Source organism: Holtiella tumoricola (assembly GCF_027857615.1).
GTDB lineage: Bacteria > Bacillota > Clostridia > Lachnospirales > Cellulosilyticaceae > Holtiella > Holtiella tumoricola.
The window spans coordinates 47,685-72,510 of record NZ_JAQIFT010000046.1; the positions used below are offsets into that span (position 1 = coordinate 47,685).

The 24,826-nt window shown below is 34.1% G+C and carries 22 protein-coding genes; 8 read left to right on the forward strand and 14 right to left on the reverse strand.

Features of this window, described 5'->3' with window-relative positions:
- The first annotated feature begins 12 nt into the window (after positions 1 to 12).
- From PBV87_RS11985 to PBV87_RS11995, 3 genes are read left to right on the forward strand one after another with little or no spacing between them, the layout of a single operon-like run.
- Positions 13 to 465 carry a MarR family winged helix-turn-helix transcriptional regulator gene (locus tag PBV87_RS11985; protein ID WP_053983316.1) on the forward strand — a complete coding sequence of 151 codons (453 nt, stop codon included), beginning with the start codon at positions 13 to 15 and terminating at the stop codon, positions 463 to 465.
- The gene (locus PBV87_RS11990; RefSeq protein WP_271012456.1) at positions 453 to 2,189 is read left to right on the forward strand and encodes an ABC transporter ATP-binding protein; all 1,737 of its coding nucleotides are present in this window, start codon (positions 453 to 455) and stop codon (positions 2,187 to 2,189) included. The genes PBV87_RS11985 and PBV87_RS11990 overlap by 13 nt, the downstream gene beginning before the upstream one ends.
- Positions 2,179 to 4,026 carry an ABC transporter ATP-binding protein gene (locus PBV87_RS11995; RefSeq protein ID WP_271012457.1) on the forward strand — a complete coding sequence of 616 codons (1,848 nt, stop codon included), beginning with the start codon at positions 2,179 to 2,181 and terminating at the stop codon, positions 4,024 to 4,026. Before PBV87_RS11990 ends, PBV87_RS11995 begins: the two co-directional genes overlap by 11 nt.
- Before the next feature lie 103 nt (positions 4,027 to 4,129).
- Here the strand turns inward: PBV87_RS11995 and PBV87_RS12000 are convergent, their stop codons facing one another.
- From PBV87_RS12000 to PBV87_RS12015, 4 genes are all read right to left on the reverse strand, one after another.
- Complete coding sequence (locus PBV87_RS12000) at positions 4,130 to 4,573, reverse strand: GNAT family N-acetyltransferase (RefSeq protein WP_082238592.1); 444 nt, start codon at positions 4,571 to 4,573, stop codon at positions 4,130 to 4,132.
- Between the two features lie 37 nt (positions 4,574 to 4,610).
- Positions 4,611 to 5,438, reverse strand: a complete 828-nt coding sequence (gene map, locus PBV87_RS12005; protein ID WP_154668777.1) for a type I methionyl aminopeptidase — start codon at positions 5,436 to 5,438, stop codon at positions 4,611 to 4,613.
- A gap of 87 nt (positions 5,439 to 5,525) precedes the next feature.
- Positions 5,526 to 7,547, reverse strand: coding sequence for an ABC transporter permease subunit/CPBP intramembrane protease (locus PBV87_RS12010; protein WP_271012458.1), 2,022 nt, complete (start codon positions 7,545 to 7,547; stop codon positions 5,526 to 5,528).
- Complete coding sequence (locus PBV87_RS12015; protein WP_053983310.1) at positions 7,544 to 8,311, reverse strand: ABC transporter ATP-binding protein; 768 nt, start codon at positions 8,309 to 8,311, stop codon at positions 7,544 to 7,546. Before PBV87_RS12015 ends, PBV87_RS12010 begins: the two co-directional genes overlap by 4 nt.
- 205 nt (positions 8,312 to 8,516) lie before the next feature.
- Between PBV87_RS12015 and PBV87_RS12020 the strand changes: the two genes are divergently transcribed.
- Positions 8,517 to 10,031 (forward strand): bifunctional metallophosphatase/5'-nucleotidase, encoded by a 1,515-nt coding sequence (locus tag PBV87_RS12020; RefSeq protein ID WP_271012459.1) that lies wholly within the window; start codon positions 8,517 to 8,519, stop codon positions 10,029 to 10,031.
- A gap of 97 nt (positions 10,032 to 10,128) precedes the next feature.
- Here the strand turns inward: PBV87_RS12020 and PBV87_RS12025 are convergent, their stop codons facing one another.
- The 4 genes from PBV87_RS12025 to hpf all read right to left on the reverse strand — a co-directional run bounded on the left by PBV87_RS12025 (position 10,129) and on the right by hpf (position 12,985).
- Entirely contained in the window at positions 10,129 to 10,617 is a 489-nt protein-coding gene (locus PBV87_RS12025) for a hypothetical protein (RefSeq protein ID WP_271012460.1), read from the reverse strand.
- A 19-nt stretch (positions 10,618 to 10,636) separates the two neighbouring features.
- Positions 10,637 to 11,185, reverse strand: coding sequence for a hypothetical protein (locus PBV87_RS12030; protein WP_053983307.1), 549 nt, complete (start codon positions 11,183 to 11,185; stop codon positions 10,637 to 10,639).
- A 280-nt stretch (positions 11,186 to 11,465) separates the two neighbouring features.
- Positions 11,466 to 12,179: a purine-nucleoside phosphorylase gene (gene deoD / locus PBV87_RS12035; protein ID WP_271012461.1), complete on the reverse strand. Its 714-nt coding sequence runs from the start codon at positions 12,177 to 12,179 to the stop codon at positions 11,466 to 11,468.
- A gap of 272 nt (positions 12,180 to 12,451) precedes the next feature.
- Positions 12,452 to 12,985: a ribosome hibernation-promoting factor, HPF/YfiA family gene (hpf, locus tag PBV87_RS12040; protein WP_053983305.1), complete on the reverse strand. Its 534-nt coding sequence runs from the start codon at positions 12,983 to 12,985 to the stop codon at positions 12,452 to 12,454.
- 294 nt (positions 12,986 to 13,279) lie between these two features.
- Between hpf and dapA the strand changes: the two genes are divergently transcribed.
- The gene (gene dapA / locus PBV87_RS12045) at positions 13,280 to 14,161 is read left to right on the forward strand and encodes a 4-hydroxy-tetrahydrodipicolinate synthase (protein ID WP_053983304.1); all 882 of its coding nucleotides are present in this window, start codon (positions 13,280 to 13,282) and stop codon (positions 14,159 to 14,161) included.
- 98 nt (positions 14,162 to 14,259) lie between these two features.
- Here the strand turns inward: dapA and PBV87_RS12050 are convergent, their stop codons facing one another.
- The 6 genes from PBV87_RS12050 to PBV87_RS12075 all read right to left on the reverse strand — a co-directional run bounded on the left by PBV87_RS12050 (position 14,260) and on the right by PBV87_RS12075 (position 21,511).
- Positions 14,260 to 14,478 (reverse strand): hypothetical protein, encoded by a 219-nt coding sequence (locus PBV87_RS12050; RefSeq protein WP_053983303.1) that lies wholly within the window; start codon positions 14,476 to 14,478, stop codon positions 14,260 to 14,262.
- 115 nt (positions 14,479 to 14,593) lie between these two features.
- Positions 14,594 to 15,445: a carboxylating nicotinate-nucleotide diphosphorylase gene (gene nadC / locus PBV87_RS12055; RefSeq protein WP_271012462.1), complete on the reverse strand. Its 852-nt coding sequence runs from the start codon at positions 15,443 to 15,445 to the stop codon at positions 14,594 to 14,596.
- Positions 15,408 to 16,733, reverse strand: a complete 1,326-nt coding sequence (locus PBV87_RS12060; protein ID WP_053983301.1) for an L-aspartate oxidase — start codon at positions 16,731 to 16,733, stop codon at positions 15,408 to 15,410. The genes nadC and PBV87_RS12060 overlap by 38 nt, the downstream gene beginning before the upstream one ends.
- A gap of 24 nt (positions 16,734 to 16,757) precedes the next feature.
- The gene (nadA, locus tag PBV87_RS12065) at positions 16,758 to 17,672 is read right to left on the reverse strand and encodes a quinolinate synthase NadA (RefSeq protein WP_271012463.1); all 915 of its coding nucleotides are present in this window, start codon (positions 17,670 to 17,672) and stop codon (positions 16,758 to 16,760) included.
- A 973-nt stretch (positions 17,673 to 18,645) separates the two neighbouring features.
- Positions 18,646 to 19,611 carry a polyprenyl synthetase family protein gene (locus PBV87_RS12070; RefSeq protein ID WP_271012464.1) on the reverse strand — a complete coding sequence of 322 codons (966 nt, stop codon included), beginning with the start codon at positions 19,609 to 19,611 and terminating at the stop codon, positions 18,646 to 18,648.
- A gap of 34 nt (positions 19,612 to 19,645) precedes the next feature.
- Positions 19,646 to 21,511 carry an FAD-dependent oxidoreductase gene (locus PBV87_RS12075; protein ID WP_271012465.1) on the reverse strand — a complete coding sequence of 622 codons (1,866 nt, stop codon included), beginning with the start codon at positions 21,509 to 21,511 and terminating at the stop codon, positions 19,646 to 19,648.
- A gap of 325 nt (positions 21,512 to 21,836) precedes the next feature.
- On the opposite strand from PBV87_RS12075, the gene PBV87_RS12080 reads away from it, so the two are divergent.
- From PBV87_RS12080 to sppA, 3 genes are all read left to right on the forward strand, one after another.
- Positions 21,837 to 22,376, forward strand: a complete 540-nt coding sequence (locus PBV87_RS12080) for an FMN-binding protein (RefSeq protein ID WP_053983297.1) — start codon at positions 21,837 to 21,839, stop codon at positions 22,374 to 22,376.
- A gap of 185 nt (positions 22,377 to 22,561) precedes the next feature.
- Positions 22,562 to 23,608, forward strand: a complete 1,047-nt coding sequence (locus tag PBV87_RS12085; RefSeq protein ID WP_271012466.1) for an FAD:protein FMN transferase — start codon at positions 22,562 to 22,564, stop codon at positions 23,606 to 23,608.
- Between the two features lie 120 nt (positions 23,609 to 23,728).
- The gene (gene sppA / locus PBV87_RS12090; RefSeq protein WP_271012467.1) at positions 23,729 to 24,712 is read left to right on the forward strand and encodes a signal peptide peptidase SppA; all 984 of its coding nucleotides are present in this window, start codon (positions 23,729 to 23,731) and stop codon (positions 24,710 to 24,712) included.
- Positions 24,713 to 24,826: the final 114 nt, after the last annotated feature.

Sequence of the window (24,826 nt, forward strand, 5' to 3'; positions counted from 1 at the left end):
TCGGAGGAAATCATGAAAAATCATTTTACAATCAATAGCTTATTATGGGAAATTATACGCTTACAATATACCAGAAGTCACGAATTATTTGAAGAATATGGCCTCCACCCTGGACAAGCCCCCCTACTTATGTGTCTTTATGAAGAAGATGGTCTCAACCAATCTGCTTTGGCCTCTAAATTACATGTTAAGCCTTCTACTGTAACTGTAACAATTAAAAGGCTTGAACGTACTGGCATGCTTTATAAACAAATGGATGAAAATGATAAACGTATATGCCGTACTTTTTTAACTAAAAAGGGGCATGCTACTTGTAAAGCACTTCATAAACTTTATGCCCAGAACGAACAACTCTACAACAAAGATTTAAGCATAGAGGAACAAATACTGCTTAAAAGACTTTTAATGCAGGTTCGAGATAATCTATCTGATGCTCAAGGAGATGACAAAAAATGTTTAGACTAGCTAAATATCTTAAGCCTTATTTAGGTGCTACAATCCTTACTCTGTTTTTACTTTTTTTACAAACGATTGCCAACTTATTACTTCCTACACTAATGGCCAAAATAGTAGATATTGGTATACCTAATGGTAATACCTCCTATATCCTATCCGTTGGTTTTTATATGCTCTTAGTTGCATTATTAGGAAGTGCATTTATGGTCTTTGCAAACTTAAATTCAGCCAAAGTTGCTATGGGATTTAGCAAAGATCTAAGGCGTGATCTTTTTATAAAAGTAGAATCCTTTTCTTTAGGTGAATTTAACAAATTAGGAACTTCTTCATTAATTACAAGAACAACCAATGATATTACTCAAGTTCAACAATTAGTGCTTATGTCCTTACGTATGATGGTTACTGCACCTTTAATGGTTATTGGTGGACTTATTATGGCTTTATCTACTAACCTTGAACTTTCTGTTGTATTGGCCTTTTCTATTCCTATTTTACTCGTTGTTATTGGGCTTGTTGCTAAGTTTGGTATGCCACTTTTTAAATCTATGCAAGTGAAATTAGACCAACTTAATTTAGTCCTTCGAGAAAACTTAACAGGTATTCGTGTTATTCGTGCTTTTAATAAAGTTACCTATGAGCAAAAACGCTTTGACGCTGCTAATAAAGACTTAACTTCAACTGCCATACGTGTTAATAAAATTATGGCTGTCCTTATGCCTAGTATGATGATTATATTAAATCTTACTTCTGTTGCTATTATCTGGTTTGGTGCAGTTCGCATAGAAGCCGGTAGTTTTGAAGTGGGTAGCTTAATCGCTTTTATTCAATATGTTATGCAAATTATGATGGCACTAGTTATGGTCACTATGATGTTTGTTATGATTCCTCGTGCTGCAGCATCTGCTGAACGTATTAATGAAGTCTTAGAAACCCCTTTTGAAATTCAAGATCATGTTCATGAATTAACTCATAGTTCTTTACATGGTCAAATTGTTTATAAAGATGTTACCTTTAACTATCCTAATAGTGAAGAACCTGCTCTTTCTCACATTTCCTTTGAGACAACGCCTGGTAAAATCACAGCTATCATTGGTGGGACGGGCTCTGGTAAATCTACACTGATTAACTTAATTCCTCGCTTCTATGATACAACTTCAGGTGAAATTTTAGTTAATGGTGTAAATATTAAAGATATGCCCCAAGAGGAACTTCGTAATAAGGTTGGCTTGGTCCCTCAAAAGGCCTTACTCTTTAGCGGTACGATTCGTGACAATCTTAAATATGGTAAAGAAGATGCTACAGATGAAGACCTTTGGAGAGCACTAGACATTGCTCAAGCACGTGACTTTGTTTCTAATATGGAAAAAGGGTTAGATAGTTATATCTCTCAAGGTGGTACGAATGTATCTGGTGGTCAAAAGCAACGTCTTTGCATCGCTCGTGCCCTTGTACGTGAGCCTGAAATCTATATTTTTGATGATAGCTTTTCAGCACTTGACTTTAAAACAGATTCTGCACTTCGCAAAGCACTTAAATCTGAAGTTACTGAATCTGCTATGATTCTTGTTGCTCAACGTATTAGCACGATTATGGATGCAGATGAAATTCTTGTATTATTTGATGGAAAAGTAGTAGGCCAAGGTACGCATCGTGAACTTTTAGATACTTGTGAAGTCTACAAAGAAATTGCTCTATCTCAACTTTCAAAGGAGGAGATTGAAAATGGAAAATAAACATAAACAACCAAATAGACCTGGCGGCCCAATGGGTGGTCATGGTATGGTCATGGCTGGTGCACGTGCCAAAGACTTCAAAGGGTCTTTTAGACGTTTATTAAGCTATCTTAATCCAGCTCGTACAAAACTCATTATCATCTTCATCCTTGCAGCTTTAAGCACAATTTTTGCCGTTGCTAGTCCTAAAATATTAGGGGCAGCAACCAATACTATTGCTGCTGGTGTTGTTAACATGGCAAAAGGAACTGGTAGTATCGACTTTAATGCTTTACTCACCATTCTCATGTGGCTAGCAGGTTTCTATATTTTAAGTGCATTCTTTAGCTATCTCCAACAATATTTAATGGCAGACGTTGCCCAAAACACAGTATTTAAATTACGTACTGATGTTCATGAAAAGTTATCACGTCTTCCTCTTAAATATTTTGACTCCCATTCAAATGGAGATTTATTAAGTACAGTGACCAATGACGTAGATAACATTAGTAATACGCTTCAACAAAGTATTACCCAACTTATTACTTCTGTAGTAACTCTTATTGGAGTAACCATTATGATGTTTAGCATTAGTTGGATCTTAACCTTGATTATTCTTATAACACTTCCTCTAGGTATCTTTGTTATTCGCCCTATTGTCGGTCGTTCACAAACACATTTCTCTGCTCAACAAAATGCCCTTGGTGATCTTAATGGACATATAGAAGAAATGTACACTGGACATCTTGTTGTAAAAGCATTTGGACATGAAAAAGAATCTATAGAGCACTTTACATGTATTAATGATTCTCTTTATGAATCTGGTTGGAAAGCACAATTTGTTTCTGGCCTTGTTATGCCTCTTATGGGACTTGTTAATAACATCGGATATGTTGTTGTAGCTGTCGTAGGTGGTGTTTTAGCTGTTAGCGGTCGTCTACTTATTGGTGATATTCAAGCCTTCATCCAGTACTCTAGACAGTTCACTCAACCGATTAATCAACTTGCTAATATTGCTAACATTCTTCAATCTACTATTGCCTCTGCTGAAAGGGTCTTTGCCATTCTTGATGAAGAAGAATCTGTACCTGAAGCAACAAATCCAGTTACTATAAAAAATCCAAAAGGTGAAGTTGTATTTGATCATGTATCTTTTGGTTATACACCTGATCATCTTCTGATGAAAGACCTTAATATTACAGTAAAGCCTGGTCAAACCATTGCTATTGTAGGGCCTACTGGTGCAGGTAAGACAACTATGATCAATCTACTTATGCGTTTCTACGAACTTAATGGTGGAGAGATTCGTGTAGATGGTGTTGATATTACTGACTTAACTCGTAAAGACTTACGTCAACTGTTTGGTATGGTACTTCAAGATACTTGGCTCTTTAAAGGTTCTATCCGTGATAATATTGCTTACGGCAAAGAAAATGCTACTTTTGAAGAAGTTGTAGAAGTTGCAAAAGCAGCTCATGCTGACCACTTCATCCGTACATTACCTCAAGGCTATGATACAATTCTTAATGAAGAAGCCTCTAATATTTCTCAAGGTCAAAAACAACTTCTTACTATCGCACGTGCTATCCTTGCTAACCCTTCTATTCTTATTCTAGATGAAGCAACAAGTAGCGTTGATACACGTACAGAACATTATATTCAAAATGCGATGACACGCCTTATGGAAGGCAGGACAAACTTCGTCATCGCCCATCGCCTTTCAACCATCAAGGACGCAGATGTTATCCTAGTCATGAAAGCCGGTAATGTAGTTGAACAAGGTACTCATGATGAGCTTCTTGCAAAAGGTGGCATCTATGCAGACCTCTACAATAGCCAATTCGATCAATCTGCATAAAATCATTCAATAACATTAGTAAATAAAAGGAGCTGTCACATTAGCTGATTAAACTCAGCTCGTGACAGTTCCTTTTTTAACTATTTATTTGGAATTACATATGTTATCGTCTCATATAAAGTATAGGGAAAGGGTTGCCCTGTTCATCTAATTCTGACCTATCAAAAACTTCAAATCCCATATATTTATAAAATCCTAGACCTTGCTCATTTTGTTCATTTACATCTACAAATTTTACATTCAAAGTATTGATTGCCCAATTGACAAGGTGTTTTCCAAGTCCTTTACCTCTACAAGTATCTTTTACAAACAACATTTCAATTTTATTATCATGCATGCCTATAAATGCTTGGATGGCATCTTCTTCATTTCTTATGACTGCTAAGTGACTAATGAATTTTGCCCCTTCTTCCACACAAGGTTTTAGAGAAACTATATCCTCTTCTGTTAAAAATAGATGGGTTGCTCTTACTGATGACTCCCATACCTCTAATATATTAGCCATATCTTTATCTGTAATATTATTTAAAATCTCTATATTTTCCACGTTCATTTACTCCTAAAAAATCAAATTTAAGCATATCCTAGCAAGTTAAAATTTCATATCCTGTTTCAGTTACAAGGACCATACTCTCCCATTGTGCAGATAACTTACCATCTGCTGTATAAATGGTCCATCCATTTTTCTTATCTTCTTTTACACGTGCTGTTCCTACATTGACCATAGGTTCAATAGTAAAGATCATTCCTGGTACAAGAAGCATGCCTGTGCCAGCCTTACTCACATGGCTTACATAGGGGTCTTCATGGAACGCTAAGCCAACTCCATGTCCACCAATTTCTCTTACTACACTGTATCCATGTGCTTTAGCATGTGCATTAATTGCTGCACCCACATCACCTAATAAGCCCCATGGCTTAACTTGTTCTATCCCTTTTTGCATACATTCTCTAGCTACTTCTACAACTTTTTTAGCCTCTTCAGATGCTTCACCAATAATAAACATACGAGATGCATCTGAAAAATATCCATGATAAATTGTGGATACATCTACATTAACGATATCGCCATTTTGAAGAACTCTATCCTTAGAAGGAATTCCATGACATACTTCTTGATTGATAGAAATACATACACTCTTAGGGAAACCATGATAGTTAAGAGGTGCTGGCGTAGCATCATGTTCCTTTGTAAAGCGATAAACCATCTCATCTATTTCTAAAGTAGTCATACCTTCTTTAATATGTTCTGCTACATGATCAAGTATAGCTGTATTAATCACTGCACTTTTTTTAATAGCTTCTATTTGCTTTTCATTTTTAATAATATTTTTAGGTGGTACAATATACCCCTGTCTTCTATAAGAATCTAGTTTTTCATCTAATGCAGTACGTTTAACCTTACTATTCATTTTCATTTATACTCATTCCTTTATCTACAAGTTATCCTTTACTATAAGTATATTTTTACTTTTATTTAATCTATTTCATGAATAACTCTATATTTTTTTAATACTTGGTTGATCTTTATAACCTAGCAATAACATACCTGTTACTAACGGTAGTACACTAAGCAAAAGATATACAACACTACTTTGTATAATCTGCCCTGATGTCAAAGCCGGTTCTACATCTGGGCGTACTATAAAGTGCTGTACTAATACTATAACACCATTATTCAAGAAATGTACCATCATCGCTAAAAAAATAGATTTACTAGAATATACAATATAGGCAAAACCTATACCCAAAATAGCTGTAGGTATCATCCTAAAGAAATCTAAATGCATAATTCCAAATAAAACTCCAGATACAATGATTGCCCATTTCACATGTTTTCCATCATCTTCAAGCCCTTTATAAATCATACCTCTAAATAATACTTCTTCACAAATAGCTGGCAAAGCTGCTACAACCAATAAATTAACAAACAAATTAGGATGAGTCACTGCTTGAGCAAGCTTATTATTGAGCTCTTGTAAATCTGGTGAAACAAGCATCATTAATAATGAAATACCTTGTACAAGGAAAAATAGCCCTCCCCATAAGATAATTGCTCCACCTATATGCTTACCTTTCGGCTTCTTTAACGACAATGCTTCTTTAAAATCTGTTTTGATATACCACCCAAATAGAATAGGAATAGCTATAACTAATGCTTGAGTAAGTGCTAAACCTAAAAAGCCTAACTTCACTTGAAGCAAACTACCTATATAAATAATTCCAAGCAATGCAATCACATAAATCATTAAGCTATCACTTGGTGTTGGTAGCGTACCCTTTTGAATATTGTAGCGTTTTTGTAAGATAGAAAACTCCTTACTACTTCCAAATAAAATTTCTTCCGAATTAAACATCTTAGCTAATATAATCAAAGATAATATAAGGAACCCAAAGTTAGTGACAATAACTATAGCCATTGCACCTATATTATATTGGAAAGTTAAAACGCTCTTAATCAGTAAAACGACATTCACAATAGGAATGCATGCTGTTGCTGTTGTCAGCTCTAATCCCGGTATCATGCTTGCATATCCAGGCAACATTAATACAAGCATGAGTGGCGTTGCATAGTTCTGTGCCTCTTTAAAGCTTTTTGCCATACTACATACACACATACTAATCGCACTGACAATTAAAGCAAAGATTAAAATACATATAAAGGCAATCAAAAATGGTACAATAAAGCGCTTTGCATCTATATTAAGCTGACTCATCATCCCTGATAAATCTGCACTTATCATAACAAGCATAATACTTGCCACAATAGAGATTACATTTAATACTGCCGATATGATTGAAATAATGGCTACTGCTAAGAACTTACCTATAATCAATTCTAAATTAGAAACAGGCAAAGTTAATAAGGTCTCAATGGTACCTCTTTCTTTTTCACCAGCCATCACATCAATTGCTGGATAAAGTGCACCCATTAATATACCTATAATCAGGATGAGTGGTAAAATCATGGCCATTAGCTGACCAGCCTTCTGCTCATTCTTAGCTAAGTCTACTGTATCGTAGACTACAGGCTCTAATAAAATAATAGGGTCTAATCCTATTTGCTCTATGTTACTATAAATCATTTCTTCCTTATATTCTTCTAAAAAGTTTTGAAGTTTATGCCCTGCATTTTGAGACTGACCTATAGATGAATTAATATAAATTTTATAACTCATTTGCTGAGTTGGTAACACTTCTACCTCTATATAAGCATCTATTTCTCGTTGTTCTAATGCTTCACCTGGATTTCCTACTTCAATAAATTCTAAATGTTCATAGTCCTCTTCCTGCAGAAGTTTCTCTATTATTTGATTGTGTAGCTTTCCTTTAGATACACTCACTTTATAAGAAGCTGTTTCTGTTTTATTCATAGAATACATTGTAATCTGAGATGTAATTAGCATAATAGCAGGATAAAGTAAAATAGGTAGGACAATCATCATAAAGATTGTTTTCTTATCTCTAAAAATATCTTTCAGTTCTTTTTTTAAGATGTTTTTGATAATATAACTTCTCATTCTATGACCTCCTTTTCTTCCATGAGTTGAATGAATGCATCTCTTAAATTATGTGTCTGAGTCATAGATTTAAGTTCATCACTTGTTCCCATCGCTAGTATGCACCCCTCATGTATCATAATAATATGATCACATAAAGCTTCAGCCTCTTCCATATAGTGAGTTGAATAGAGAACTGTTTTCCCTTTTTCCTTCTCACTCTTCATAAAGTCAATAATTGTTCTACTGCTTAATACATCTAATCCTAATGTAGGTTCATCAAAAATATAGAGTTCTGGTGAATGTATAAGGCACCTTGCAATAGAGGCTCTTTGTGTCTGCCCTGTAGAAAGTCTATCTATGCGATTATCTACGAAGCTCCTCATATCTAATAGTTCTATAATCTCTTCAATCCTTGTATCTAACGTAGCCTTATCTATAGAGTAAAGTCCCCCAAAGATTTCTAATACTTCTCTTGGAGATAATCTACCATATAATTTAGTGTTACCCGATAAGTACCCAATAAGGTTTTTAGCTTGATTCTTATCTTTCTTATACTCAATGCCTCCAACTACTATTTCACCCGAGGTAGGTGTTAAAATACCTGCTAGCATTCTAAGCAATGTTGTTTTACCTGCACCATTAGGTCCTAAAATGCCATACACTTCTCCTTTCCCTACCTCAAAGGACACATCCTCAACCGCATTAAAATCTTCCTTCACTATTCTTTTTCCTGATTTAACCGTTCTTACAAAAGTCTTGGTAAGATGTTTTACTTGAATCATCCTATCCCTCCTATCTTTCTATATTTTTTCAGTTTAGACTTTTCTCTTAATCTCATTATAGACTAAAACACTAAATACATTGGTTAATTAGCAAAATTTTTACAACTATATTTTTTCTTTTTAATTCATATCCTAAAGATAGCTTGATTTGTTATTTATTGATATAATACATGAGATTGTTTAAATTACTCACGAGGTGCACTTTATGAAAAAACTAACGCTTTATTTTACATCTGATGTTCATGGATATGTTTATCCAACTGATTATAGAGACCAAGAAAAGAAACCACAAGGTTTCTTATGTATGATGGAACAATTTAAAAAGGATGGAAATACTTTAATTATAGATGGTGGAGATACTATTCAAGGTTCTCCTTTTACAACTTTTTTAAGTCGCCAACCTTTACCTAAAAATCCAATTGCAGAAGTTATGAATGTGGCTGGTTATGACTATATTACTTTAGGGAATCATGACTTTAACTATGGCTATGATTATTTAAAAAGCTACTTAGATTATGTAAATGCTACATGTCTTTGTACGAATGTAGATGATAAACTAGACCAACTTCCTATTCAAAAACATGCTATTCATACATTAGAAAATGGATTAAAAGTAGGTTTAATTGGAGTAAGTACAGAATTTATTCCTGTATGGGAAAAGAAAGAAAACTTAACTAACTTTATGGTATCTGCTACACTTGATAGCATTCGCCCAAGTTATGAAGCACTTAAAGGTCAGGTAGATTTAATGGTAGGAATTTACCACGGCGGATTAGAATATGATCTAGAAACAAATAAAAAATTAAGTGAGAGCAAAGAAAACTTAGCTTATGCCATTTGTGAAGCTTTTGATTTTGATGTACTTCTTACAGGTCACCAACATATACCTATGTTTGGCAAAGAAATCTGTGGTACGCATCTTGTTCAAACACCTCAATATGGTACTCAATTTGCTAAAGTTGAAGTTGAGGTAGCTGAAGATGGAACAACATCTACACACTCTGAACTTATTTCAACAGGTATTGAATACAATGAACGTCTTTATAATGAGTTAATGCCTATTGAATCAGCTCTTCAAACTTGGCTAGATGAACCTGTTGGTTTCTTAAACATGCCCCTTACACCAAGTGATCATTTAGAAATGGCTCTTCATGGTACACCACTTGCAAACTTTATTAACCAAGTTCAATTAGAACGTAGTGGTGCTGACATCGCCTGTACTTCATTTGCCAACAGTGTTAAAGGATTTAATCAAGAAGTTACAGTACGTGATATTGTTTCTACTTACATCTTCCCAAATACATTAGTTGTCTTAGAAGTTACAGGAGAAATATTAAAAGAAGGTCTTGAAAACACAGCAAGCTACTTCCATTTAGAAAATGATGAAATCTCTATTTCAGACAAATTCTTAAAGCCTAAAGTATCTCATTACAACTATGATTATTTTGCTCCTCTTCACTATACTCTCGACCTTACAAAACCAGTAGGTGAACGTGTCGTTTCCATGACCCTTCATGATAAAGAAGTGGGCCTAGAAGATACTTTAACACTTGCTATGAATAACTATCGTTATAGTGGTGTAGGCGGATATGGTATGTATCCAAGTTGCAAAGTTGTTCAAGAGATTCTAGTTGAAATGCCAGAGATTATTATCGATTACTTCATGAAACATAAACATGTAACTGTAGACCCAACAAACTACATTACTATAAAAAAATAGTCTTATCTTAATTCATATGAATGAATAAAGTAACGCATGCCATCTTTAAGTGTAATGAAAAGAAAGAGGCGATTACAAATATGTAATCGCCTCTTTTTTAATCTTCTAATTTGCTTCCTTTTTTTGCTGCTTCTTCAGATTGAATTTCAGGTCTAATCCATTTTAAATGATAGATACCATTTTCAATAAATTCATCTTCATAATATTCTTCTAATTCAATTTGTCTTTGTCTAAGTTCTGCACTTGTCATGTCAGGATTTTCATCACCTAACTCATTAAGCGCTTGTCTACGTGCCATACGTACAACAAGTTCTTCCCAGAATACTTTATCTTCATATGCATCGATATAGTCATTTACTTCACTATTTTCATAGGCTCTAGTAGGCATATATTCATTAAATTCGTTATCAAACTCAATAAGTTCTTCATAGCCAAATTCTTTTGCCATAGCAAAGATCTTTTGTTCCATTTCTGAGTGAGGTAAAATACGTTCATCTACTTCTCTCATCCCATTAATTAATAAATTCCCTGCATATACTAAGTCTAATAATGCTTTAAACTCTTCCTTTGTGCATTTAAGTTCCATATAGTCACATCCTTCTAGGTTATTCAAATAAAGCTAAGATCTTATAAAGGACCTTAGTTGGAGCAGTAATATTTAATTTTTGCCCACCTTCACCATCATTTGTGATTTTAAAATCGAATTGTTCTCCTGAACTATTTAAAATCATAATAATAGATTCTATATTCATATTAAAGGCCATTGTATGATCTTTGTCAAAAGATATTGTGATATTTGCCTGAATTGGTGATACAGTATCTGATACCATTTTTTCAGTACTTGGTGATAATTGAGCCTCTTCCCTACTTCCATATCTAATCTCATAGTCAATAGCTACTCTTTGTGGTTGCCAAGGTTCATTTATATTTAAATTGGGCTTTGCTTCTTTGGCTATTTCTTCTATTACCAACTCGCGTTTGGACGGAACTGGTATAGACATTTGTATAGGCTTAAGCTCTGCTTCATCACACCTAAGTTGCTTCCCTATCCGTTCGGCTCTATTTAGTTCATCACTTAAAGTCCCTCTGCGATTGTTACCCCCAAACTTCCTCTTACTTTCACCGTCTCCATTAAACCATGTTTTCGTACTCAATCCCCCCAATCATTAAGTGTTCTCAAAAATTGTAATGGCCTTAATACATTTTCTTCCACTTACTTCTATTGTAGTCTATATTGACCTCATTATTCAATATCTTTAATTTATATCATTTAATTTATATCATTTAATTTTTACATCTTCTTACTTTATGGCCTATAGCAATTCCATGCCTAATGTAAACTCTATACTTTAATCAAATATAATCTACTTAATTCAAAAGCTAATCCCTATACATAACAAAAGACCGAGTAGTTTAATTACTCGGCCTTTAATCTTACTCTTCGATTAATGATAGTGCTACATCCATCATTTGAGTGAATTTAGTTTGACGTTCTTCAGCTGTTGTTGCTTCTCCTGTGAATGGGCAATCTGAAATTGTACAAATTGTAAGTGCTTTTTTACCTGCACGTGCAGCATTCATATAAAGTGCTGTTGCTTCCATCTCAACTGCTAATACACCCATTTTTTGCCAATCTTTAAGAGTTTGGCCATCATCATAGAATGTATCACTTGATAATAAGTTACCTACTTTGTAAGTATATCCTAAGCGTTCAGCTTCGTCTGCTGCTTTTTTTACAAGATCAAATGAAGCAATTGCAGAGAAACGACCTGGTAATTTATATTGATCCTCATAGTTTGAGTTTGTACATGCACCCATACCGATTACGATATCACCGATGTGAAGACTTTCATCAATCGCACCAGCTGAACCAATACGAATGATATTTTCAACACCATAGAAATTGAAAAGCTCATAAGTATAGATTCCAATAGATGGAATTCCCATACCATGTCCTTGAACAGATACGCGTTTTCCTTTATAAGTTCCTGTATATCCGTACATTCCTCTTACAGAGTTGTATTGTACTACATCCTCTAAATAAGTATCTGCTAAAAATTTTGCACGTAATGGGTCACCAGGCATTAATACTGTTTTTGCAATATCACCTAGTTTTGCGCCGTTATGTGGAGTTGGTGTATTATTCATAATAATCCTCCTGTATGAAATTTTTTCATCTACCTTTTTCAATGTATCATGTCACGGATTCAGTTTGCAAGGTAGAGAAAGGCTTATGTAATATTTTACCTTTTAATCTTAGTTTTATCAAGCACTTCCCCTTATTTTCAATAGACTTTAATTATTATACGCCTAAAACCCTTATTATATTTATGTAATCCAATTTCCTATTCATCATATTTCCAAATTAAAAAGAGACCATCTTTATAAATGGTCTCCTAGGTACTTATTTATTGAATGAATTAACTTACTACTGGCTCAATTAATCCATATGTTCCATTTTTACGTTTATAAACTACATTTACCTCTTCAGTTTGTGCATCTCTATAAACAAAGAATGTATGTCCCACTAATTCCATCTGCATAATGGCTTCTTCTATATCCATTGGTTTAACAGCAAATTGTTTTCTTCTGTCAATTCTAAGTGTTTCATCTTCATCATAATCTGCACTCATAAAATCATCTGCAAATCCTATTGGATTGCCTCTATGGCGACGTCTTAATTTATTTTTAAAACGTACCACTTGTCTTTCGATGATGGCAACGGCATCATCAATAATTGCATACATATCTTTGCCATCTATCTCGCCTCTTAAAATTTGTCCATTGAAAGGAATGGTAATCTCGATAATGTGTCGTTGTTTTTCTACACTAAGCATCACTTGTACTGGAGTTTCCTCGTTGAAGTACTTATCGAGTTTATGAAGCTTATCTACTACTGCATTTTCAAGACCTTTTGTTACCTCAATATTTTTACCTATAATGTTGTATTTCATCTGTATCTCTCCTTTCAATACACTACCTTGTTGTCTTGGTAAGCTTTATAATATATATATTCTACGTTTTATTTCTATTTCCTCTTTTTTATATATAATTTAATTTATTTTTTTATTATTTTATACTTAAATATAAATTAAACTCTTATTTTTTTATCAAGATGTTCCATATTTACAAAAATATATAGAAATATTATATGAGCTATGCCCCACTTATGTCATTCCTGTATATACTATTAGTAATCCCCATAGTATAATATCTTAGAATGACTTATTTATAAGGAGGACATTTTTATGAAACAACCAATTTTTACTGGTTCTGGTGTTGCAATTATTACCCCTTTCAATGAAACGGGTATTGATTTTGATAAATTAGGAGAACTCATTGAATGGCACATTGCTGAAGGTACTGATGCCATTATTATTTGTGGTACAACAGGTGAAGCCCCTACAATGCCTATGGAAGAACATCGCGAAGCTATTCGATATACTGTAGAAAAGGTGGCTAAACGTATTCCTGTTATTGCAGGTGCTGGAAGTAATGATACACATCATGCTATTGCTACAAGCCGTTATGCTGAGTCTGTAGGAGTAGATGCTATTCTTAGCGTAGTTCCTTACTATAACAAAACTTCTCAAAAAGGACTTTATGAACATTTTAGTGCTATTGCTAAAAGTGTATCTACACCAATTATCCTTTACAATGTACCTTCACGTACTGTATTAGACTTAGCTCCTGAAACAACAGCAAAACTTGCTCAAATCGAAAATATCGTAGCAATTAAAGAATGTAACTTCTCTCATGTGGGAGAACTTATGAATATTTGCCCAAGTGATTTTAGTATTTATTCCGGTGAAGATGGACTTGTACTTCCTTATCTTGCATTCGGTGGTAAAGGCGTAATCTCTGTTATGGCTAATATCATCCCTAGTGATACACATGCACTTTGCCAAGCTTTCTTTGATGGTGATATTGAAACTGCAAGAAAACTTCAACTTCAAGTACTTCCTATGGTTAAAGCACTCTTTTGCGAACCAAGTCCAGTACCTGTAAAGAAAGCAATGAATTTAATGGGTATGAATGTAGGTGGATGCCGTCTTCCTCTTATTGACATGGAACCACAAAATGAAGCTGTCCTTCAAAAGGTTCTTACTCAATATGGACTTCTTAAATAAATTCCTTACTAAGTAACAATAAAATATTAAAGGGCTACCCCATGGTAGCCCTTTAATATTTTATATAGATATTTTACATATGCCTAAATTATAATCAGTCATTTATAACATTTACTTTGCTTATACATTAAAAATTTATATCCTAAATATAAAGCATTGATCATAAGTAATGTTGCAACAACATAAATAACACTTTTCTCAAATGATGTATTTAAAGTTTTAGCTCCTAATATCAGGATTAGTGCAATCCAGGGCATCCACATACACATCTTCATATAAGTTTTTCCTAAAACAGCAGTAAAGTCATCTCTTCTCATGTTAATATCACGTCAACCTCCTAAATCTATGCATTTGTTATACTATGACATTAACATATTTATCCTTTAAAAGTACATTGATTATCTTTTGATATTCTGTAATATCTTGGCATCTTTATAGATTTATTAAATTTTTAAGTGAAAAGTCCAATATAGGTGCTGAATGTGTAAGTGCTCCGCAAGACACATAGTCTACTCCTACCTTAGCAATATCTTTTAATCTTTCTTTAGATACGTTACCTGAACACTCTGTTTGTGCTCTTCCAGCAACCTTTTGTACAGCTTCTTCCATCATCTCTAGTGACATATTATCTAGCATAATAATATCTGCACCCGCTTCTAATGCTTCCTCTAACATATCTAGATTTTCTACTTCTACCTCTATCTTTCTTACAAATGGTGCATATTCTTTTGCCATTACAATAGCTTCTTTCACGCCACCAGCTGCTCCAATATGATTATCCTTTATAAGAATACCATCTGATAGATTAAATCTATGATTGTATCCGCCTCCTACTTTTACAGCGTATTTTTCAAATACGCGCATCCCTGGAGTTGTTTTACGTGTATCTAGTAGTTTAGTCTTGCTACCTTCTAGTTCAGCTACTAATTCATTTGTCATGGTCGCAATTCCACTCATACGTTGAAGGTAGTTAAGCGCTGTTCTCTCTCCTGATAAAACAACCTTTGCATCTCCTTCAAGTACACCTATTAAATCCCCCTTTTTAATAGGTGCTCCATCTTGATACTCTGTTGTAAAACAAATATCACCTAATAGTTCAAAAGTACGTCTAAAAACTTCAATCCCTGCTAATATACCATCTTGCTTACAAATCAGTTCTGCGCGAGCTGGTGTAGGTTTTCTTACTATAGCATTGGTTGTAACATCCTCACTTGTAATATCCTCTTGTAAAGCTAAAAGTATTTTATCATCCACATTGATTGTCATTGTGACACCATTGATCATAGAATTTCTCATCCTTTCGCTTAATCTCACCTAAAATAAGTTCTTTGTATTGTGTTTCTAAATTTCTGCTATCTTCCTCATATGTAACCTGTTTTAGAGAATCATTGTAATCTTGTTTATCCATATTATTCATTTCACTAATAATACTTTCGGCAGCTCTTCTTGCAAATATAAGACTTTCTAATAAAGAATTGCTAGCTAACCTATTACGTCCATGTACACCATTACAACTCGTTTCTCCTACAGCATATAAAGCTTTCATAGAGGTTTGACTATGCATATTCACTTTCACACCACCCATAAAATAATGCTGTGCAGGTGTAACCGGTATAGGCTCATAGGCTAAATCATAGCCCTCTTCTAAGCATCGCTCATAGATATTAGGGAAGCGTTGTTTAATTTTCTCTGCACCTAAATGTTTTAACGAAAGCCAAACATATGGGCTCTTGTCTTTTACCATTTGATCATAAATTGCTACACTTACTACATCCCTAGGTAAAAGTTCATCTACAAATCGCTTTTTATTCTTATTAAGAAGAATACCTCCCTCACCTCTCACTGCTTCTGATATAAGGAAACGTCGTCCTTGTTTACGACTATATAAAGTAGTTGGGTGGATTTGTATGTAATGAATATCTTGTAATTCAATATGATGCTTTAGAGCAATTGCTAAGCTATCTCCTGTTAAGTGCTTATAGTTTGTGGAGCTTTCAAACAAGCCTCCTATACCACCTGTTGCCAAGATCACTTGCTTACTATAAATCATTTTATGACCTTTATTATATTTTACAACTATCCCCTTACATGTATGATCTACTGTAAGTAAGTCTATCATTGTTACAAACTCTACTAATTCAATATTCTCTTTTTCTTTTACTCTTTCTAAAAGCTTAGAAGTAATTTCTTTGCCTGTAATATCTTTATGATGCAAAATACGATTGGTAGAATGTGCGCCTTCTCTCGTATAAATTAGCTCACCGTCATATGAATCAAATGCTACACCATACTGAATGAGCTCATTAATTGTACGTGTTGATTCTTTGATCATAATGTCTACTGCTTCTTTGTTATTTTCATATCTTCCTGCTTTTAAAGTATCTTCAAAATAACTTACATAGTCATTTTCATGTTTTAATGTAGAAATACCACCTTGAGCAAGGTAAGAGTCGCTTGCTTCTAATGTATCCTTACTAATCATTAAAATTTTATAAGTACTAGGTAAGTGAAGTGCTGCAAATAGCCCTGATACCCCTGTTCCTACTATAATTACATCATATGAGTCGTTCATATTATCCCTTCTTTTTAAGCATTCTTATTGTGCTAAACGATGCATCTCAAGTAATGCATGTTCTGCTTTTTTCATAACATCTTCGTCTAAAGTTATCTCATATTGCTCATTTTTTAAAGTCTCATAGAGTGTTTCTAAACTTACACATTTCATACTTGCACAGGCTTTCATTTCCCCTACAAAACGAAAAACTTTATGAGGATTATTTTGTTTAAGAGCATACTCTATACCAATCTCTGTACAAACAATAAACTCTTCTTTATTACTCTTCGTTGCATATTCAATAATGCCACTTGTACTTCCTACATAATCACCTAACGCAACAACATCTGGTGTACACTCTGGATGGATTAAAATCTCTGCCTCTGGATACTGTGCTTTAGCTTCTTGTACTAATTCTTTAGACATGCTCTTATGTATTGGACAAAATCCCTTATTAAAAATAAATTCTTTTTCTGGTACTTGCTGTGCTACATAACTTCCTAGGTTCTCATCTGGAATAAAGAAAATCTTAGATGCCTCAATATTTTTTACTATCTTTAAAGCATTTGCAGAGGTTACGCAGACATCTGATAACGCTTTAATCTCTGCAGTTGAGTTAATATAACACACGACTGCCAAGTCTTCATGCTCTGCACGTACTCTCTTAATTTCTTCTAAGGTCACCATATGAGCCATTGGGCAATCTGCTTTAGGATCTGGCATGAGTACCTTTTTATCTGGATTAAGAATCTTAGCACTTTCCCCCATAAAAAGTACACCACAAAAAACAATCAATTGCTGTGGTGCTTCCTTAGCTATCTTTGATAAATAATAGGAATCACCCACATAATCTGCTATTTCTTGTACATCTCCATCTGTATAGTAATGAGCTAAAATAATAGCATCTTTTTCTTTTTTTAAAGTTTGTATTGCCTGAATGAGTTCTTGCTTTTTCATAGTTCACCTCTCTTGTATGTCATATAAATGTTAATATACCACTGTTTAATATTTTTTACAACACATATGTCTTGTCACATGTAATGCGTTTTTATTTTATCTGCTATTCTATTGCAAATCTGTGCTATAGACTTACCTAAATAATAAATATTTTATGGAGTGAGGGTGTGCTTATATTTAGTCTACTTAGGTGAGCTGTCTAGCTGGATTCTCCTTCACCTGCTTCACTTCGCTTTCAGAGAAATGTAACTCATTCAAAAATAATAACGGTGTGAACTCACTTCGTTCCAACAGCACACCTAAAATCATTATTTTTTCATTTCGAACATTTCTTATCTGAAAGCTACATAAGCAGATTCCGGAGAACACACCTATCCTGTCACTTAGTCAAATCTACTAAATATACACCCCTCACTTTGTGGGCTGTGACGGTAGAGAGGTAGCAAAACTACATGGTCTATTTTCTAAACATCCTTCATATAAAAGTACCTAATCATTCCTAAGTTGAGATAACGAGTAAACTACGAAAGAGTATTATTAAGCACTTGGAAGTATTCTCTCCAAAGAAGAGGTGTTTGCTCTTCTTTCTTCTCTTCGGCATGTCATTAGAAGTGAAAACTTAACTTTCTGAGTAGAAAAGGGCGGTGATGCGTGGGTGACCTCACTGGAGCTTTTTTCGAGGATGGACTTAGAAGGTGTTAACGAATAGAAAGGAAGGGGGTTGGCGAGTGTTTGAGCGTTAGCGAGTTTTCGCACATTCTGACTGAATAAGAGTTTACACATTCTTAGTCCATTTGAGCAAAAGCGAAAGGGAGAGCACACACGTAGGGCCGACCGGTCTATCTCAACTACTAAGTTTTCACTACATAAAATATTTATTTTCTTAATACTTTGCAGTCTAAAACATAAAAAAGCACGTTTTAACTTAGTTTGTATACTAAGTTAAAACGTGCTTCAACATGTCTTTATATTTTTAATAAGCTCTATCTAAAAGCTTGTGTGCAACTTCTAATAGAATCATTTTATATTCATTATCTGGAAGCTTATTTATATGCTTGTAAGCTTTTTGTGTATATTGATGAGCTAATCTTCTTGCTCTATCAATGCCACCATAAGTATCTACAAGCTGAACAATTTCTTTTAGATCTGTATCGCTATATGGATGCTTTTCTAATAAAGCTAATAAATCTTTAGGTTGCTTTTCTAATGCATAGATAAGAGGAAGATTAAACACACCTTCTTGAATATCTTTGGCATGATCTTTTCCAACTGATTTTTCACATCCTGTATAATCTAGGATATCATCAATAATTTGGAATGCCATTCCAATATGGTGTCCAATACGCCAAAAGCTTTTGGTTAACTTATCGCTACAACCTGATTCTGCTGCTCCTATATAAAGACTTAATGAGAAAAGCTCTGCTGTCTTCCCTGCAATACGTTTTAAATAATTTTTAACTGATACTTCAGTATTAAATCTAGAATTAAGTTGTTCTACTTCTCCTAGACAAATTCTAGACATGGATAAACTATCTACTTGGATACTTTGAAGAGATGCTGTACTTGCTAAAATTTTAAAACAAATACAGAATAAGTAATCTCCAATATAGACTGCATATTCTTTTCCATATTTGGCTTGGATTGTAGGAACACCTCTTCTAAGATTAGCATCATCTATAACATCATCATGGACTAAAGTTGCCATATGAAATAGTTCTACTACAGAAGCTAGTGCTCTTACCTTTTCAGGTTCATACTCTCCAAAATGTGCTGCAAGAACTGTAAAGGCAGGCCTAATCATCTTGCCGTTTGCATGAATAAGATCTTTAATAGATTGCTCAATCACCTTATCCTTGCATTTTGCATTCTCATCCATTAATTTTATAATTTCAAGTAACTCTTCTTTGATCTCTGGATACTGGTTCCAAATGATGTGCATGCCTTCACCTCTTTCTAATCTTATTTTTCACTTTTTATTTATAAATATGCTTGTTTTCTCCAAGCCACCAATTACCAGCTATCTTATTAATCCATGGTAACACATAGTGATCAAGACCAAATGCACGTCCACATCCATTCATCAGCGCAATTGCACCGAAGAAGAACCATAAGATTTCCCATCCAGCCATAGCAGATAATACGAAGTTAATTGTCATAAATGCTGATGCTGCTGATGCTAACCATGTGAATAAACCAGCGATAAGTGCAAGACCAATACAAATCTCTGTAATAACAACGATTGTTTGGAAGAACACTGCCATCTCTGGTGTAGGAATCATGATTTTCATGATTGCTTCATAGAAACCTGGCATTTTATCTAAAATAGGTTCTGCAAATGTAGATGCTGCATCTCCTGTTTGAGAAGCTGATGAAACTGCATCATATAACCAATCAAATGGCATTTTTACGTTACCTGCTTTAATCCAACTGTCTGAACCAATTTGAACTGCTAAATCACCTGTGTTTTTAAGTGTTTCCCACATAGAATCCCATGTGCCTTCACCCATTAACTTTTTAAGACCTTCGATTAACCATAATGTACCAATATATAATCTAAGAGGTACTGTCCATAGACGGTTTCCAACAGAAGAGATATGACCTCTCATAATATTTCTATTTTGTTTCATATCGAAGAACTCGTGTTGTAAGTAATGGTATACAGAGTTTACATTTAATACACCAAATAAGTAGATAAGGTTTACAATATGTTTCATTACCATTGCAAAGAAACCTGAAAGCTTAACGCCTGAAAGATTCGCTACACCATAACGTCCACCAATAGAAACCATGAATCCATGATAGTTCCCTTTGAAAGCAACTTTTTCTTTGTTTTCAATAGATGCAATGATGTTTTTAGCTGCTGTTGTAGCAGTTTGTTCTGCTGCTTCTACGATTTGAGGATTAGTACAGTTACCATCCGCTTCATTATATGCACAGTCACCTATTACATACACGTTCTCATGACCTTCTGCTTGCATATAATCATTTGCTTTAAGACGGTTTGCACGTGTTTTTTCTACTGCTACATCTGATGCACTTGTTGCACATTGGATACCACAAGTCCAAATAAGTGTACGTGTTGCAATACTTCTACCATCTTTAAGTGTAATACTATCTTCTTTAACTTCTGTAATTGGAGCATTTTTAAGCACTTCAATTTTATGTTTAACCATATACTTTTCAGCTTTTGCTGCTTGTTTTTGGTCAAGCATGTTAAGAATTGTTCCTGCTGCTTCAACTACATATACTTGAACTTCTTCTACATCTACATGATATTTTGCTGCTAAAGTATCTTTCCACTCAAGAAGTTCTCCAGCCATTTCTATACCTGTAAAGCCTGCTCCTGCTACGATGAAAGTAAGCATTTCCCGTCTTACTTTTTCATCTCTTTCAATAGAAGCTTTTCTAAATTGGTACTCAATGTGCTCACGAATAGTAAGTGCATCATCTAAAGACCAAAGGCTGAACCCGTGTTCTTTTACACCTGGTACACCAAAGTATGCTGGTTCACTTCCAAGACCTACCATTAAGTATGAGTAGTCATATGAACCATGAGTTGTTTTAACAACTTGTTTTTCTAAATCTACATTTTCAATGTAATCTACTACCACATTTACTTTTGTGCGGTGGAAGATTTTATTTAGGTCTACTTTTACTGATGCTTCTGGTACACGTCCTCCTGCCACTTCATGAAGTTCTGTCATGAGTGTATGGTAAGGGTTTTTGTCAATGAGTGTGATTGTTACATCATTATTCTTCTTGTACTTTTTAGCTAGTTTTTTAGCTGCATGTACACCTGCGTAACCTGCACCCAAAATTACAATATTTGTTGCTGCCATGTCTTGTCTCCTTCTAGCCACTTAACATAATTTTTTTCCATTTTCCAATACAGTGTACACAACATCTTCATATTTGTCTAGTTTTAAAATAATCCCATTTCGCTTCATTTTAAAGGATTTTTAATTTAAGTATTATATAATCTATCTTTTTTAACTTTTACAATATATTATCCTATGTTATTTTCTAAATTTCCATAAATTATTACATCAATTCATAGTAGTTCATAGTTTATTCAGTATAAGTTCATATTTTATTAACATTTCAGAAGTAGAATAGTGAGTGCTTTGTTTTTACATAATTAACATTGATTAGGAGAAATTAAACATGAAAAATAAAAAACTTTTCGCATTAATGTGTGCATCAGTAGTTGCACTTGGATCATTTACAGCTTGTTCATCAAAAGAAGAAGCTCCTGCTGAAAAACCAGCTGTAGAAACTCCAGCTGAAGATAACACAACAGAAGAAGCTCCTGCTGAAGAAGCTAGTGCATTAAAAGATGGTGCATACAAAGCTGAATACGCTGAAGCTGACGAACGTGGTTGGAAAGCTTTCGTAGAAGTAACAGTTGAAGGTGGTCAAATCACTGCTGCTGCTTTCGATTATGCAAATGCTGAAGGCGCTTTAAAATCAGCTGATGCTGAATACAATGCAAAAATGAAAGATATCGCTGGTACAAGCCCAGCTGAATTCTCTCCAGCTTTAGCTGAAGGTTTAGTTGCTACTCAAGATCCTGCTGCAGTAGATGTTGTAACAGGTGCTACAAGCTCATCAAATGATTTCGCAACATTAGCTACAGCTCTTATGGCTAACATCCAAGAAGGTAACACAGAAGTTCTTCTTGTTGAAGCTCCAGCTGCAGAGTAATATATAAATTCTTGAGGATGTTTGACCTAGTCAAACATCCTTTTTTTATCTCAATCTACAATCTCATATGATACTTCCTTGTTTCATATGTTAAACTAGAGTTATACCTATCTTTTTATTTTCAAGATAGTACTATATAATATAAAAGATTTACTTATCTGATACATTTACTAGGAGATTTTAATATGAAGACTTTTTTTAAATCACTTATATCCTTAAGCTTAGTTACTTCCCTATTTTTTGTAGGTTGCAATAACACTGTATCAAAGAATACCTCATCAGATCCATTAAAGCGTACTGAATTATTAATGGGTACAACCGTATCTGTTACACTCTTTGATCATCAAGACCCAGAAATCTTAAATGATGCCTTTAACTTAGTTAAAGAACTTGAAAATGAGCTTAGTTTAAATAAAAGTAGTACCCTACTTACAGAACTTAATGCTTCTAGTGGCACTGCCCCTTATAAGGTAAATAGCACACTCTTTGATATTGTAGAAAAAGGTGTTTACTATAGTGAACTTACAAATGGTTCTTTTGATTTATCTGTAGGACCTATCGTAAAACTCTGGAGTATCGGACTCCCTGAAGCGCGTGTGCCTAGTCAAGAAGAGATTGACGCAGCTCTTCCTACTATTGGTTATGAAAATATTATTTTAGATCCAGATGCTTCTACTATTTATTTAGAAAAACCAAATATGAAGCTAGACCTAGGAGGTATCGCTAAAGGTTATACTGCCGATGCTATTGCTGAGCTTCTCGCATCTAAAGGTGTAGAACACGCTTTAGTCGATTTAGGTGGGAACATTTATACTCTAGGTCATAAAGTAGATGGCTCACTTTGGAAAGTAGGTATTCAAGATCCTTTTGAAAATCGTAACAATATTGTTGGCTATGTTTCTGTTGCTGATCAATCTGTTGTAACTTCAGGTATATATGAACGCTTCCTTGAAGCTAATGGTAAGAAATATCATCATATTCTTGATCCAAAAACAGGTTATCCTTTTGATAATGATATTGCTGGGATTTCTATTATTAGTGATAAATCTATTGATGGGGATGCTCTATCTACTGCTGTTTTTTCTAAAGGTCTTGAAGAAGGACTAGCCTTTGTCCAAACACTTCCTGGTGTTGATGCTATTTTCATTAGTAAAGACTCAAAGATTTATATCACTGAAGGCCTCAAAGGAAACTTTGTACTTACCAATGAAGCATTTGAACTTATAAATTAAACAGATAAAAGCAAGAGGGAATTAATCTTAATTCCCTCTTGCTTTTATTTTAGTCTATAATAAAGAAGACATTCATATTTTAATTCATCTGTTTTATTAAAATCTTTTAGGAGGATTTATATGCAAAATCGTAAAGTTGGTCTTATTATTGCTCTTAGTAGCTGCCTTGCTTGCTTTTTACTCTTTGTTATACTCATTGTTAATCTTATAGTTGGAATTGGACGTTCTTCTATTTCACACCAGTCTTCTAGCTTGTTAGAAGATCGTATTGATGTTCTTAGTATTGAAGGGGTTATTGGTGAAACCACTTCTAGTATGTTTGCTACTTCATATTATGATCATCAATTCATCATAAATAGTTTAAGTACGCTTATAGATGATCCTTCGAGTAAAGGACTTATTGTCTTTATTGATTCACCTGGTGGATCTGTTTATCATACCGATGAAATCTACCTTAAATTACTTGAATATAAATCTACAGGGCGTCCTGTCTATGCAAGCTTCGGAAGCACTGCTGCGTCTGGTGGATACTATATTGGTTGTGCCGCTGATAAAATCATTTGTAACCGTAATACGTTAACTGGATCTATTGGCGTTATCATGCAAAATATTATAGATATTTCTGGTCTTTATGAGAAGTTAGGGATTAAGGTTGAAACGATTACTGCAGGTGAAAATAAAGCAATGGGAAGTGGATACGAACCCCTAACTGATGAACAACGTACTATTTTACAAAGTATGCTAGATGAAACACATGCTCAATTTATTGAAGTAGTATCCGAAGGACGTAATCTCTCTCTTGAAGAAGCTCGTAAGTTAGCTGATGGACGTATTTATACAGCTAAACAAGCTTTAGAAAATGGTTTGGTGGATCAATTAGGGACTTTTGAGGATACAGTAACCATTATGCGTGAATCTGAAGATCTTATGGATTTACCTCTTAATTATATTGAACAGGCTCCACTTTCTTTCTTTGATACGTTGCTTTTAAAATTACCTAATCTTACACCAAAGACAGAACTCTCTGCCATTCTTGAATTAGAAAGTAATATTAATAAATTTGGCTACTACTGTATCTCACCTTTAGGAAATAGTAGCTATTAAATATTTATATAGGCAATAGAAAAAGTGCTATGAATAAAAGGTAAAATCCCTTGTTCATAGCACCTTTATTTTATTAATCTAATCTCTAATTCATTATGTATTCATGACTTCTAA